Below are 13,966 nucleotides of genomic sequence, written 5' to 3'. Positions count from 1 at the left end.
GTCAACGCATTTTCTTTTTATTGTACCTTATTTACTACAATGGATTACTCTTTTTTTATCTGTACCATACTTCTTTCCTGCCGGCATCTCTGCTGACAGAAATGCAAAAAGAGGATATCTCCCCTGAGCTGACCTCCCAATCGTTATCTGTTTAGGCTGACAATTGAGAGGCAGCTCACGGCAATATCCTCTTCTGTATATGCAATGTCTCTACTAGTCCTGCACAATATCTCGGATGACATACGGTGCAAAGCCCCGGTTCTGCAGGTATCTGGCAATTTTTCGCTTGTCCTCTTCACAGGCAAATTTTTTTGCCACCAGCTGCTCTGCCACAGTCAGCTCGTCCGGCCGTTCTACGTCTTCTGGAATGGGTAAGGCCCGCCGACGCAATTTATTGACAATATAGGCATGACCATACTGTCCTTTTCTGGCATAATAGGCATAGACCTGATAGGCCAAGCGCAGATCATCCAGAAACCGCTCTTCCTGAAGGGTCTGCACGACATCGTCAATTACCGCATCGCCGGCACCACTGCGCATCAGTTTCTGCCGCAGCTCCTTTTCGCTGAGAAAGCGGACATTCAGCAGCCGCAGTGCTTTGGCATAGGCTTCTTCATAGGTCATACAGATTCATCATCTGCCGGCTGATCTTCATAGGTATCCGGCACAGTCACAGCATCCTGGCTTTCTTCCTGCGTTTCTTCCATAACTTCATCAAACTTTTCCGGTTCTGCTGCCAACGTATCCCGGATAATCTGTTCAATTTCTCCAGCTATTTCCGGATGTTCTTTCAGGAATTTCTTGACATTTTCCTTCCCCTGGCCTAACCGTTCGCCTTTATAGGAATACCAGGTGCCACTTTTTTCAATAATATCCATAGACGTTCCAATATCCAGAATCGTCCCTTCTTTTGATATGCCTGTGCCGTACATGATGTCGACTTCACAGTTTTTAAACGGCGGCGCTACTTTGTTCTTGACTACTTTAATGCGGGCCCGGTTGCCGATAACGTCACTGCCGGATTTAATAGCTTCCCCTTTGCGGATTTCCATGCGGATAGATGCATAGAATTTCAGCGCTCTGCCGCCAGTCGTCGTTTCAGGGTTCCCAAACATGACGCCTACTTTTTCACGAAGCTGATTGATAAAGATGACAATGGCCTTGGATTTGGAAATAATGCCGGTCAGTTTGCGCAGGGCCTGGCTCATGAGGCGAGCCTGCAGGCCTACGTGGGAATCGCCCATTTCCCCTTCAATTTCCGCTTTCGGCACCAAGGCGGCAACGGAGTCGACGACGATAATATCAACAGCGCCGCTGCGAACGAGTTCTTCCGTAATTTCCAGGGCCTGTTCGCCATTATCGGGCTGGGAAATGAGCAGTTCTGCCGTATCGACGCCCAGATGGCGGGCATATACGGGATCCAGGGCATGTTCGGCATCAATAAAGGCTGCAATGCCGCCGGCCTTCTGCGCCGATGCGATGGCATGCAGAGCCAGCGTCGTCTTGCCTGATGATTCAGGGCCATAGATTTCAATGACCCGCCCGCGGGGATATCCGCCAACGCCAACGGCCAGATCGACAGCCAGAGAACCGGTAGAGATGACTTCCAGATTCATCTTATCTGCCAAATCGCCAAGACGCATGATAGCGCCCTTGCCAAAATCCTTTTCGATTTTGCGCATGGCATTTTCCAGCGCTGTTTGTTTCGCTTCCATAAAATCCTCCTATCGTGTATGTTGTAAAATATATTGAACGGCATAGTAAATGGCTCTCGTCGCAGCACGGCGTTTTACTTCTGTTCTCCCGCCGGGATATACATCCCGATGGGCAATCGTCCCCCATGGTCCGGTAATTCCTGTATACACAAGACCTACGGGCTTATCGGCAGTACCGCCGCCCGGGCCAGCAATACCAGTCGTACTGATAGCTATATCAGATCCGTACAGCCGACGGCTTCCTTCAGCCATTTCGCAGGCCGTCTGTTCACTTACTTCCGTATAGGTCGCCAAGGTTTCCGGCAACACGCCGAGAATATGTTCTTTCATTTCATTGCAGTACGTTCCGGCTGATCCCAGAAAATACGCAGACGAACCGGGAACATCCGTAATCAGGGCGCCTACGAGGCCACCGGTACAGGATTCTGCAGCACTGACGGTCATGGTTCTGGCCAATAGTTCCCGCCCCAGTACATGGGCAATCGTTTCCTGATTATAGGCTACTGCCGTGCGATGAAGGCGTTTTTTCAGCTCCTGATGCAGCGGTGCAAGCATGGCTTCAGCTGCCGCTTCATCTGCAGCTTTAGCCGTAATGCGTACTTCTACAAACCCTGGCCGGGCATACATGGCAATGGTGGGATTGCCCTGATGCTGTACCAGGTCCATCAGTCTGTCCTCAATAAAGGCTTCGCCCATGTCATAAATCTTGATATACAGGGACTTAATATATCCCTGCGAACCAAAGGTACGCAGCAAATACGGTTTCAGCCGTTCCTGATACATCCAGCGCATTTCCGAAGGAGGACCAGGCAGATGAACCAGCACCTTTCCATGACTGCGGATCGCTACGCCAGGAGCAGTACCGACGCCGTTGGAAAAAATATCGGCCCCAGCAGGAATCATAGCCTGACGCCGCTGATTTTCCGTCACTTCCCGTTCTGGATGGCGTACGGCAATCCACTGCCGAATTGTTTCCATAATTTCCGGATGGTATTCCAGGGGAAGATGCATGATCTTTGCGCCAATGTCCTTGGTCATATCCCCCTGCGTCGGTCCGAGGCCGCCAGTCGTAATAACCATATCAACCCGTGACAGGGCTTCGCGAATAGCCAGCTCCATTCGCTGCGGATTATCGCCGACTGTTGTATGGTAGACGACAGAATAGCCCAGCATATTCAACTGCTGCGATAAATACCGGGAATTATCATTCAAAATTTCGCCCAGCAACAGTTCTGATCCTGTCGTCACAAGTTCTACCAGCATCTGTCATCCCTCCCCGTTACACCTGTTCGGCAACTAAATCGTAAGCAAATCCCTGGACAATACGTACAGGCACCATATCGCCTGGTTTGACAGTGCCTGCCTCTTCCAGATAGGTCAGGCCGTCTACTTCCGGGGCCTGTACTTCAATACGGCCTACAGCCTGACGGTGCCCGTTTTCTTCAGTCACGTCTTCAATGAGCATCGTATGCAGCGTTCCTTCCAGTTCCTGATTGCGCTGTTCCGATACTTTAGCCTGAATCGCCATGAGCGCATGATAACGCTCTTCCTTGACGTCTTCCGGAATCTGATCTGCCATCTTGGCCGCCGGCGTGCCTTCTTCCTGTGAATATGTAAATACGCCGACATCGTCAAATTTCGTCTGTTCTACAAAGTCGCACAACGTCTGGAATTCTTCTTCTGTTTCACCGGGAAAACCGACGATAAACGTAGACCGCAGGGTCAGCTTTCTCCCATGAGCACAGAGCTTATCTACCAGGCGGCGCACATCATCTTCCGTATCACGGCGATTCATGCGCTGCAGCACAGGCTGTGAAATATGCTGCAGCGGTAAATCGACATAGGGACAGATCTTATCTTCTGTAATAATCAGATCCATCAGTTCGTCTGTAAAATAGTGAGGATACAGATAAAACAGACGAATCCAGCGAATGCCCTCAATGTTCACCAGCTGCCGCAGCAGGTCCGGCAGCAGAGAATGCCCGGCCAGATCGACGCCGTAGCTGGTCGTATCCTGGGCAATGAGATTGATTTCCTTAACCCCATCAGCTGCCAGCTGCCTGACTTCTGCGACCACCGAATCGACAGGCCGGCTGTACAGGCGGCCGCGGACATGGGGAATAATGCAGAAGGAACAGCCGTTATTGCAGCCTTCGCCAATTTTTACATACGCACTGTATGACGGCGTCGTCCGCAGGCGGCTCGTCGTCTGGTCATACAAATGGCTGACATTATCCATAAAGCAGGCCCGCCGTCCCTGTTTGACGGCATCAATAGCTTCCCAGATGCGGTCCCACGAGCCTGTGCCCAACAGGGCATCTATTTCCGGCATTTCCTTAAGCAGTTCCTCTTTATACTGCTGGCTCAAACAGCCCGTTACGATAAGCATCTGGCAGTGCCCTTCCGTTTTATAGGCCGCCGCTTTCAATATAGTATCAATCGATTCCTGTTTTGCCTTTTCAATAAACGTACAGGTGTTGACAATAATAATGTCGGCCTCAGCCAGATCTTCCGTAATTTCCATATGCTTATCGCGCAGAATACCCAGCATAACCTCTGTATCAATAAGATTTTTTGAGCATCCCAGACTGACAAATCCAATTTTTTCCACGTTATTCTCCTTTTCCAAAGCGGACCGACTTAATCCACCAATCCTGCAGATCCCGGCGTCCTTCACCGGTATATTGTTTCTGAACCGGAAACAGAATCAGTTCCTGACCACGAGAATCCAGTATTTTTCTGGCATCGCTGTTGGCATATGTTAAGTATAAATGGCTTCCCCGCAAGACGTCATCTACATCCCGCGAATACAGCCAGTCCATAAAGGCCTGGGCCAGTTCATCATCGCGGCACCACTTTGTCACAGCTGCACCGGTCAGCCAGTATGAAGTGCCGTCTCGGGGATATACGATATAGATGGGCATGCCGTCCTGCCGGTACTGCCGGGCAGTAGCGCCGTCGACAATGCCAATATCCGCTTCTCCGCCGGCAACACGGCGTACATTGGCTGCCATTACTTTTGAATACATGCTGATATGGCTCTGCAGGGCTTTTAAATACAGTCCTGCTGCTTCTGTCCCCTTTACCTCAACAAAGGAGCAGAGGAAGTCACCGGCCATATCGGTAGCCGCCAAATCGGGGAAGGCAACCCGCAGGGTCGGATCTGTCAGCAGATCATCCCACGTTCGGATATGCATGCCCCGCCGGGCATAATACTCATTGTGAATAATGAAGACCATAGGGTCCAGCCACAGGCCAGTCCACATGGCGTCACTGTCTTTCTGCGGATATGGAACGGACTCCGTAAACTGCGAAGCATAGGGACGCAGTACCTGATGAGCTTTCTGTTCCCGCAGAACCGGTTCCGATGCAATAAGGACGGCTGGCGGGCCTTCTTTGCCGTCGCTGCGCCACAGGGTATACAGTTCATCATCTGTACGCGTTTGAATTTGAACGCGCAGACCTGTTCGTTTATGGAAAGCTGCTGCCAAATTCCGGTTTACATCTTCCGGCATATCTGAATAGACCACAAGATGCCGTTCTGCTTCATATGCAGCCTGAGCTGCTGCCTGCTTCTTCAGAACCAGCAGATGATTGCCAAAGGCCAGGGCCGCTATGACAAAAACAATCACGGCGGCAATGGGAATATATCTTTTCATACATCTTACCTCGTTTTTCGCCGTTTTCCCTGTCCAGGGCGCCGGCTGTGCCGGGTACCATTGCCATCTGTGGCAGCGCGATTCCCCGCTGCATGCCGGTTCCGTCGAGGTGCAATCAGGCACTTCGGCCCATACCCGATCAGATCCCGTCTGCCAGCCAGGCACAACGCCTTATAAACGATATCGTAATTAGCCGGGTTCTTATACTGCATTAATGCCCGCTGCATCTGTTTATCTTCCGGACGCCGGGCAACATACACGCTTTTTCCGGTCAAGGGATTGATGCCGGTATAATACATGGCCGTAGACAGGCTGCCTGGCGTGGGAATAAAGTCCTGCACCTGTTCAGGCTGCATATGCATATCCCGGAGAAATTCAGCCAGAGCAATAGCATCGTTCAGGGTACAGCCTGGATGGCTGGACATAAAATACGGAACAAGATACTGTTTTTTTCCCAGCTGCTGATTGGCTTCGTCAAACCAGGCTTTAAACTTCATAAAATCATCAACACCGGCTTTGCCCATCAAATCGGTTACGTGTTTTACTACATGTTCCGGTGCTACTTTAAGCTGGCCGCTTACATGATACTGGCATAATTCCCGGACAAACTGCTTATTATGATCAGCCAGGACGTAATCATAGCGCAGGCCGGAGCGGACAAATACTTTCTTTACTCCCCGTATCTGCCGGATTTCCTTAAGAAGCTGTCTGTAATCGTCATGAGACGTATCGAGATTGGGACAAATCGTGCTGCCAATGCATTCCCGATCCCGGCATGCACCGACTTTCATCTGTTTCGCACAGGCAACATGGCGGAAATTGGCTGTAGGGCCGCCGACATCATGAATATATCCCTTAAACTCCGGCATTTTCGTCATAGCTGTCGCTTCCCGAATCAGCGAAGCATGACTGCGGTGCTGAATAATCCGCCCCTGATGACTGGTAATAGCACAGAAATGGCAATGGCCAAAACAGCCGCGCTGGCTGGTCAGGCTGAACTGTACTTCCTGCAGCGCCGGTACGCCGCCGGCTGCATCGTAATCAGGATGCCACCGCCGCTGAAAAGGCAGTTCATACAGGGCATCCATTTCTTCCGTTGTCAGCGGCAGGGCCGGCGGCGTCTGCACGACAAAACGGTTTTCTGACGGCTGAATAATCGTTTTTCCCCGGTACGGATCCTGTTCGGCATATTGTATTCTAAACGCCTCGGCAAAGGCTTTTTTACTGTCCCGCACCTCTTCATACGACGGGCACATAACTGCCTTGTCCGACAATGGAGCGTGACTGGTTACATAACAAATGCCGCGAATAGCATACATTTCTGCCGTCGTCTTTCCTTCGGCCAGGGCATCGGCAATTTCAACTACCGAATGTTCCCCCATGCCGTAACTCAGGATGTCCGCCTTGCTGTCCAGCAAAATGGAATGGCGCACTTTGTTGGACCAGTAATCGTAATGAGCAAACCGCCGCAGACTGGCTTCGATGCCGCCTATAATGATGGGCACATCTTTATAGGCCTCTCTCATGCGGTTGGCATAGACAATGGTCGCCCGTTCCGGCCGCCGTCCCGGTTCTCCGCCTGGCGAATAGTTGTCACGGCTGCGGAATTTTTTTGCCGCCGTCTTCTCATTGAGCATGGAATCGAGATTTCCTGCCGTAATCAGCGCCGCCAGCCGCGGCTTTCCCAGTGCTTTAAAAGGCTCAGCACTATGCCAGTCAGGCTGCGAAATAAGGCCTACGCGATAGCCCCGCTGCTCCAGCACCCGGCCAATAACGGCTGCAGCAAAGCCGGGATGATCTACGTATGCATCGCCGTTAATATATACAAAATCAAGTTGATCCCAGCCGCGGCGCCTCATATCGTCCCGGCTCGTAACCAAAAAATTATCAGCCATACTTCTCCTCTACAGCACAATCCACATAATCAGCAGAAGAAAAATGACGACGCCGGCAATAATCGTAATTTCCGGCCATTTTCCCTTTCTGATCGTTTTCTTTCCACTATGTCGCAGAATGTGCTTCTTCTTTGCTTTCACAACACTGCGCACTTCCGGCTGCGGCGTCCGCCCCGAAAAGGTACGTTTATATTCCTGTACTAACGCTGCCCCATCCATGGATAAATCGGCCCCGTAATTTCGGATAAATCCCTTTACAAAAACTACGCCGGGAATGTCCTCATATCGGTCCGCTTCAATAGCCGATAAATAGGCAGGTTTTATATTCAAGGCGTCGGAAACCTCCTGCAGTGTCCGTCCCTGCCGTTCTCGTTCTGACCGCAAAATTTCGCCAACAGTTGACACGCTGTTTCCCTCCTTTTACACCTTTCGTATTGTATATTATATAACATATATGGCAAAGGGGAAAGAACCGTTATACATTGAAATACTTTTGCTGTACCTCATCGGCAGTCATGAGAATTTCCCGGGCCTTGCTGCCATTATTGGCGCCTACAATTCCCATGGCTTCCATCGTATCGACCAGCCGGGCTGCCCGCGTATAGCCGATACGGAACCGCCGCTGGAGCATGGACGCCGATGCCTGTCCTGTTTCCAAAACCATGTCGATGGCCTGACTCATCAATTCATCTTCAAAAAAGTCTATTCCGCCATTGTCTCCGTCAGACTGGGCCTTTTGTACAGATTCATCGTACTGCGGTGCTCCCTGGGCCTTGATAAATTCCACCATTTCGTCAATTTCACTGTCGGAAATAAAGGCGCCCTGTACGCGCAGGGGCTTGGATGCACCCATGGGATAATACAGCATGTCACCTTTGCCAATAAGCCGTTCAGCACCGGCCATATCCAAAATGGTCCGCGAATCTACCTGGCTGGATACGGCAAAAGCGATGCGGCTCGGCACATTGGCTTTGATCAGCCCCGTCAGGACATCGACAGACGGCCGCTGCGTTGCCAGGACGAGGTGCATGCCGCAAGCCCGGGCCTTCTGCGCCAGCCGGCAAATCGATTCTTCTACGTCATTGGAAGCTACCATCATCAAATCAGCTAATTCATCAATAATAATAACGACAAAGGGCATGGCGTCTTCCGGATGAGTTTCGTTGTACCGGCCAATATCACGGGTCTTCGTAAGGGCAAATCGTTTATACCGGTCATCCATTTCCCGAACAGCCCAGCGCAGTACGCTGGCTGCTTTCTTCGGATCTGTGACGACAGGCGTCAGCAAATGAGGAAGACCGTTGTAATTAGACAGCTCTACTACCTTGGGGTCAATGAGGATCATCTTTACGTCTTCTGGCCGCTGTTTAAACAAAATGCTGGCAATAAAAGTATTAATGCATACACTTTTGCCGGAACCGGTAGAGCCGGCGACGAGAAGATGAGGCATCTTGGTCAGGTCTGCAATGACGGGATTGCCGGCAATATCCTTCCCCAGACTAACCGGTACGCCGCCAGTAGCCCGCCGGAAAGCTTCCGTATCCAGAACATCCCGCAGCATGACGCCGGCCAGTTTCTGGTTTGGCACTTCAATGCCGACAGCAGCTTTGCCGGGAATGGGCGCTTCAATGCGGATATCCGTCGCCGCCAGCTTCAGAGCCAGATCATCGGCGAGATGAACGATTTTGCTTACTTTGACACCTGCAGCCGGTTCAATTTCATACCGCGTAACAGCCGGGCCCTGGCTGGCATTCAGGATTTTGGCATCAATATTGAAACTCTGCAGCGTTTCCTGCAGAATCCGGGCATTGTGGCGCACTTCATCGCTGACGCCGCCGCTCTGTTCTTTTCCGTGATGCAAGATGCTCATCGGCGGCAGGCGGTACGTACTTTCTCCTCTGGCCTTGGGCACAGCACTGGCACCGGTCGGCCCCATATCGGCAGCTGCAGCTACAGGTTCAACTTCTACGGGCTTTAAATGGGCCATTTCTTCTTCCAGTACATCCTGAACGGCTCCGGCCGGAGCTGTATGTTCCGAAACTTCCGGTTCTTCTTCAGCCATGGCATCAATATCCTGATCTGTCAGCGGTTCCTGATCTTCCGTATACACTGGCGTATACCGGGCCGGTTCTTCCCTTTCTTCTTCCGGCAGATCGGCAGGAGCCGGAGCAATTGCACCTGCATTGGCATGTTCAGGGGGCAAAGGCGTACTTTTTTGATGTTCCTGCTCTCCTTCTTTCTGTAAATCAAAAATACGGGGACGATGCCATTCTTTAATCGCTGCCGAAGCGCCCTGCAGGCCTTCTACGGCTTTATCGGACATTTTGGTAACTTCTTCTGAAGCCTTTACAGACGCCTTGGCCACAGGCTGTGAAATGGACCACTGCTTCCAGATCAGCACGGTTACAGCAGCGGAACCTACCCATACGAGATCGGCGCCGTACAGGCCAAACCACTCCCGCAGGATCGAGGCGATGACAGCACCGAAAAGGCCGCCGCCCAGGCTCAGACTTAAGGGCATGAACTCTGTGCCGCTGGGAATAAATACGAGATGAATGCCTGTGAGCAGCAGAATATATCCCCAGCATCCGCCCAGCCAGCTGCGCGTAAAGGGCCAGGCCCGGCGCTGTACAATATACCGAAGCCCGGCTACGAGGAATGTAAGGGATACGACAATGCGGCCCATGCCAAATCCATAAGACAGAATACTGTCCAGACCATGGCCTATGCTGCCCGTATCGACGCCTACAATGCCAAGAGTGGAAAAAATACCGAAAAAGATACAGCATAATCCAATAATTTCAAATTTCAGAAGCGACGGCCCTGCCTGAGACGTCTTCCTTTTTTTTCGCAAAGCCGCCGGTTTCGCCGTCTTACGCGTACGTTGTTGTGCCAAATGTATTCACCTTCTGTTATTTACTTGCCGCCGCGGCGTTCATGCCAGCGCGCTGCCATTTCCGCTTCCTGTCCATACGACAGTTCCCGGTAATACTGGCGGTCTTTCAGCGGTTCCGGCAGATATGTCTGCTGTACCCAGGCATTGGGGAAATTGTGAGGATACTGGTATCCCTTTCCGTGTCCCAAAGCCGCGGCGCCGCTGTAATGGCTGTCCTGCAGGTATGCCGGTATATCGCCGCAGCCGCCGCGGCGCACATCGGCAATAGCCGCATCTACAGCCATATAGGCACTGTTGCTCTTCGGCGCACAGGCCACATAAATCACGGCTTCCGATAAAATAATCCGGCCTTCCGGCCAGCCGACAAACTGCACGGCCTGCGCTGCAGCATTGGCAATTACCAGGGCCTGCGGATCTGCCAGTCCCACATCTTCTGCCGCGCAGATAACCAGTCTCCTGGCGATAAAAGACGGCTGTTCCCCGCCTTCAATCATGCGGGCCAGATAATGAAGCGCCGCATCGGGATCGGAGCCGCGCATACTTTTGATAAATGCAGAAACCGTATCGTAATGGGCGTCCCCTTTTTTATCGTAGCGATACACCTGCCGTCCTGCTGCCTTTTCCACATATTCATGGGTAATCTCCTGGCCAGCTGGCACCATCATAGCCGTCTGTTCCAGCAGATTCAGTCCCACCCGGGCGTCACCGTCAGCCAGTCGGGCAAGGGTGCGCAATATATCGTCTGACGCGGTCAGATGCAGTTGGCCCAGGCCCTTTGTTTTATCAGAAAGAGCGCGGGACAACACAGCGGCCACAGCAGACTCGGATAATGGCTGCAGCGGTACGACGCGAAGGCGCGACAAAAGAGGCCGGTTGACTTCAAAGTAGGGATTTTCTGTCGTTGCCCCAATTAAAATAACCGTGCCGTCTTCGACATACGGCAGAAGTACATCTTGCTGCCCTTTATTAAATCGATGAATTTCGTCGATAAACAAGATCGTCCGTTTCTGATAAATCGTAACATCATCTTTGGCAGTCTGAATGACCTTGCGCAGTTCTGCTGTACCTGCCGTAACAGCATTCAGACGGACAAAGGAACTATGCGTTTCCATGGCAATGACATGAGCCAGCGTCGTTTTGCCAACTCCGGACGGGCCATACAGAAGGAGTGACGGAATCGTATCGCGCTGAATCATTTCCCGCAAAAACGTCCCTGGCCCAACGACATCGTCCTGTCCAAACACGTCATCCAGCGTCTGCGGGCGCATCCGTACTGCCAGAGGTTCAAAGGACTGACGTCCTTCGTCAGCCATGGAAAAAAGATCGTCTCCGTTCATTTGTTTGCTCCTTAACGTAAACAGAACGCCGCCAAGATATCTTAGCGGCGGAATATATGCCAATACTATATACAATTACATAAGAAAAGAGCCCCACCATGCCGTTTATAAACCGAGTTTTGAGCCTGCCTGAGCAGGTGGGTGCTCTCCTGCAAAGCTCGGCAGTCCAGTGAAGGCATTGCCTGACAGTGCAGAGTCCGAACTCCCAATGTAAAAGATGTTGGTTCAAAACATCGAGACCATATTACGCACACAGTAGGGTTTTCTCTTGCCCTTAGTATACTGAAATACAGAAGAAAAATCAAGTCTTGACAGGACGTTGACGTTAAGGATGCTATATTGTAACAGAAAAGGCCCCGCTTATACCTGATTAGCGAGGCCTTTCCAACAAACAAGTACTAAAAAACGATTCTATTTGACAACCTGTTTAACTACGTCAGCTACGTGATCTGCCGTAAAGCCGAATTTTTTGAACAGCGTACCTGCCGGAGCAGAGGCGCCGAAGCCATCCATGGTAACTGTCGCACCGTCGAGGCCAATGTATTTTCCCCAGCCGAAATCAGAAGCAGCTTCTACAGCGACACGGGCCCGTACAGTCTTGGGCAGAACCTGATCTTTATATGCTTCGTCCTGCTGTTCAAACAGTTCCATTGACGGCATGCTGACGACACGCACGTCAACACCGTCTTTAGCCAGCAGTTCTTTGGCTTCCACAGCCAGAGCGACTTCTGAGCCGCTGGCAATGACAATAGCATCTGGTACAGCCTTGCCTGCATCGGCCAGGATATAGCCGCCTTTCAGAGCGTCTTTGCTGCTGCCTTTCAGCTGCGGCAGATTCTGTCGAGTCAGGACGAGAGCTGTCGGCGTCTTCGTACTCGTTACGGCAACATACCAGCCGGCAGCAGTTTCCGTTGCATCAGCCGGACGGAAGACAGTCACATTCGGCGTAGCCCGGAGCATGGCCAGCTGTTCAATCGGTTCATGAGTCGGGCCGTCTTCACCGACGCCAATGCTGTCATGGGTGAGGACATAGGTCGTTGGAATCTGCATAAGTGCAGCCAGGCGAATCATGGGCTTCATATAATCGCTGAATACGAAGAATGTGCCTGCATAAGGACGGACACCGCCGTGAAGAGCCAGGCCATTGGTAATGCCGCCCATGGCCAGTTCCCGAACACCAAAATGCAGGTTTCGTCCGCCATAATTAGTCTTACTGAAATCGCCTTCTCCATCCATATAGGTTTTATTGGAAGGTGCCAAATCAGCACTGCCGCCAATGAGCTGCGGCAGCAGCGTCTTCAGGCGGTTAATCATGACGCCGGACAGGCTGCGCGTAGCCTGCGGCTTATCGGCGTATGCCCAGAAATCTTCATTTTCAAGAAGAGCCTTGCCGTCAACAGCGCTGTGGAAGGCATCCCATTTTTTCTTCATATCCGGATATGTTGCCGCATAGTCAGCAAACAGGGCATTCCACGTTTCTTCTGCAGCAGCTCCCTGTTTGCTCAGTTCGTCATAATGAGCATATACTTCGTCCGGAATATAGAAAGATTCTTCCGGCTTGGGCCAGCCCAGATTCTTCTTCATGGCTACGATATTTTCTGCTCCCAGCGGCGAGCCATGAGCCGAAGCCTTGCCCTGTTTAGCCGGGCATCCATAGCCGATCTGCGTATGAATCGTAATGAAAGACGGCCGCGTCGTATCAGCCTTCGCTGCTTCAATGGCTTTGCCAATGGCATCCAGATCTGTACCATCAGCTACTTCCAGCGTCTGGAACCCAAAGGCAGCCATACGGGCCTGTACATTTTCCGTAAAGGCAATATCTGTACTGCCTTCAATGGAGATGGCGTTGCTGTCATACAGAATAATCAGCTTGTCCAGTCCCAGCGTGCCGGCCAGGGAAAAAGCTTCTGACGAAATGCCTTCCATCATGCAGCCATCGCCGCCAAGAGCGAAGGTATAATGATCGACAACAGGATAGTCCGGCTTGTTGAAAACTGCTGCCAAATGAGCTTCAGCCATAGCCATGCCCACTGCCATGGACATGCCGGCACCCAGGGGGCCTGTCGTCGCTTCTACGCCTACAGTGTGACCGTATTCCGGATGGCCCGGCGTACGGGAGCCGTCCTGGCGGAACTGCTTGATATCATCCATTGTCAGGCCATAGCCAAAGAAATGGAGCAGCGAATACAACAGCATGGAGCCGTGTCCGCCGGACAGGATAAACCGGTCCCGATTGACCCACTGGGGGTTTTTCGCATTGTGCTTCATATGATGGGCCCACAGTTCATATGCCATGGGAGCCGCGCCCAGAGGCAGACCGGGATGGCCGGAATTGGCCTTTTCAATAGCATCTGCCGAAAGCACGCGAATCGCATTTACACAAGTCGTGTCAATTGTCTTCATTACAGTATCGCTCCTTTATACGTATATACTACTTATACCCTTTTATTATGAAGAACATACC

Annotated in this window: 10 protein-coding genes and 1 other RNA gene; all 11 read right to left on the bottom strand. The window is 51.7% G+C overall.

Going from position 1 to position 13,966, the window contains the following annotated elements; all coding sequences use genetic code 11:
* Positions 1 to 213: 213 nt before the first annotated feature.
* The 11 genes from Q3886_RS03710 to tkt all read right to left on the bottom strand — a co-directional run bounded on the left by Q3886_RS03710 (position 214) and on the right by tkt (position 13,905).
* The gene (locus Q3886_RS03710) at positions 214 to 624 is read right to left on the bottom strand and encodes a regulatory protein RecX (protein ID WP_301859820.1); all 411 of its coding nucleotides are present in this window, start codon (positions 622 to 624) and stop codon (positions 214 to 216) included.
* Positions 621 to 1,715, bottom strand: a complete 1,095-nt coding sequence (gene recA / locus Q3886_RS03705; protein ID WP_301859819.1) for a recombinase RecA — start codon at positions 1,713 to 1,715, stop codon at positions 621 to 623. The genes Q3886_RS03710 and recA overlap by 4 nt, the downstream gene beginning before the upstream one ends.
* 9 nt (positions 1,716 to 1,724) lie before the next feature.
* Complete coding sequence (locus tag Q3886_RS03700; RefSeq protein WP_301859818.1) at positions 1,725 to 2,978, bottom strand: competence/damage-inducible protein A; 1,254 nt, start codon at positions 2,976 to 2,978, stop codon at positions 1,725 to 1,727.
* A gap of 16 nt (positions 2,979 to 2,994) precedes the next feature.
* Positions 2,995 to 4,326: a 30S ribosomal protein S12 methylthiotransferase RimO gene (rimO, locus tag Q3886_RS03695; RefSeq protein WP_301859817.1), complete on the bottom strand. Its 1,332-nt coding sequence runs from the start codon at positions 4,324 to 4,326 to the stop codon at positions 2,995 to 2,997.
* Position 4,327: 1 nt separating this feature from the next.
* Positions 4,328 to 5,374 carry an ABC transporter substrate-binding protein gene (locus Q3886_RS03690; RefSeq protein WP_301859816.1) on the bottom strand — a complete coding sequence of 349 codons (1,047 nt, stop codon included), beginning with the start codon at positions 5,372 to 5,374 and terminating at the stop codon, positions 4,328 to 4,330.
* 5 nt (positions 5,375 to 5,379) lie between these two features.
* On the bottom strand, positions 5,380 to 7,269 hold the full coding sequence (locus Q3886_RS03685; protein WP_301859815.1) for a YgiQ family radical SAM protein: 1,890 nt from the start codon (positions 7,267 to 7,269) through the stop codon (positions 5,380 to 5,382).
* A gap of 9 nt (positions 7,270 to 7,278) precedes the next feature.
* Positions 7,279 to 7,674, bottom strand: a complete 396-nt coding sequence (locus tag Q3886_RS03680) for a RodZ family helix-turn-helix domain-containing protein (protein WP_301859814.1) — start codon at positions 7,672 to 7,674, stop codon at positions 7,279 to 7,281.
* Between the two features lie 70 nt (positions 7,675 to 7,744).
* Positions 7,745 to 10,165, bottom strand: a complete 2,421-nt coding sequence (locus tag Q3886_RS03675; RefSeq protein ID WP_301859813.1) for a DNA translocase FtsK — start codon at positions 10,163 to 10,165, stop codon at positions 7,745 to 7,747.
* 20 nt (positions 10,166 to 10,185) lie between these two features.
* Entirely contained in the window at positions 10,186 to 11,502 is a 1,317-nt protein-coding gene (locus tag Q3886_RS03670; protein ID WP_301859812.1) for a replication-associated recombination protein A, read from the bottom strand.
* An 86-nt stretch (positions 11,503 to 11,588) separates the two neighbouring features.
* Positions 11,589 to 11,767, bottom strand: a non-coding RNA gene (gene ssrS / locus Q3886_RS03665) — 6S RNA.
* 146 nt (positions 11,768 to 11,913) lie between these two features.
* A complete protein-coding gene (gene tkt / locus Q3886_RS03660) occupies positions 11,914 to 13,905 on the bottom strand; it encodes a transketolase (RefSeq protein ID WP_301859811.1) in 1,992 nt (663 codons plus the stop codon).
* Positions 13,906 to 13,966 lie beyond the last annotated feature (61 nt).

Source organism: uncultured Megasphaera sp. (genome assembly GCF_958350005.1).
Taxonomy (GTDB): Bacteria; Bacillota; Negativicutes; order Veillonellales; family Megasphaeraceae; genus Megasphaera.
The sequence above is the reverse complement of the archived record's forward strand: the minus strand, read 5'-3'. Positions and strand labels throughout refer to the sequence as shown.

Bases quoted from the DNA above. Each gene is read 5' to 3' on its own strand.
- Q3886_RS03710 (WP_301859820.1), bottom strand. From the start codon at position 624: ATGACCTATGAAGAAGCCTATGCCAAAGCACTGCGGCTGCTGAATGTC.
- recA (WP_301859819.1), bottom strand. From the start codon at position 1,715: ATGGAAGCGAAACAAACAGCGCTGGAAAATGCCATGCGCAAAATCGAA.
- Q3886_RS03700 (WP_301859818.1), bottom strand. From the start codon at position 2,978: ATGCTGGTAGAACTTGTGACGACAGGATCAGAACTGTTGCTGGGCGAA.
- Q3886_RS03690 (WP_301859816.1), bottom strand. From the start codon at position 5,374: ATGAAAAGATATATTCCCATTGCCGCCGTGATTGTTTTTGTCATAGCG.
- Q3886_RS03685 (WP_301859815.1), bottom strand. From the start codon at position 7,269: ATGGCTGATAATTTTTTGGTTACGAGCCGGGACGATATGAGGCGCCGC.
- Q3886_RS03670 (WP_301859812.1), bottom strand. From the start codon at position 11,502: ATGAACGGAGACGATCTTTTTTCCATGGCTGACGAAGGACGTCAGTCC.
- tkt (WP_301859811.1), bottom strand. From the start codon at position 13,905: ATGAAGACAATTGACACGACTTGTGTAAATGCGATTCGCGTGCTTTCG.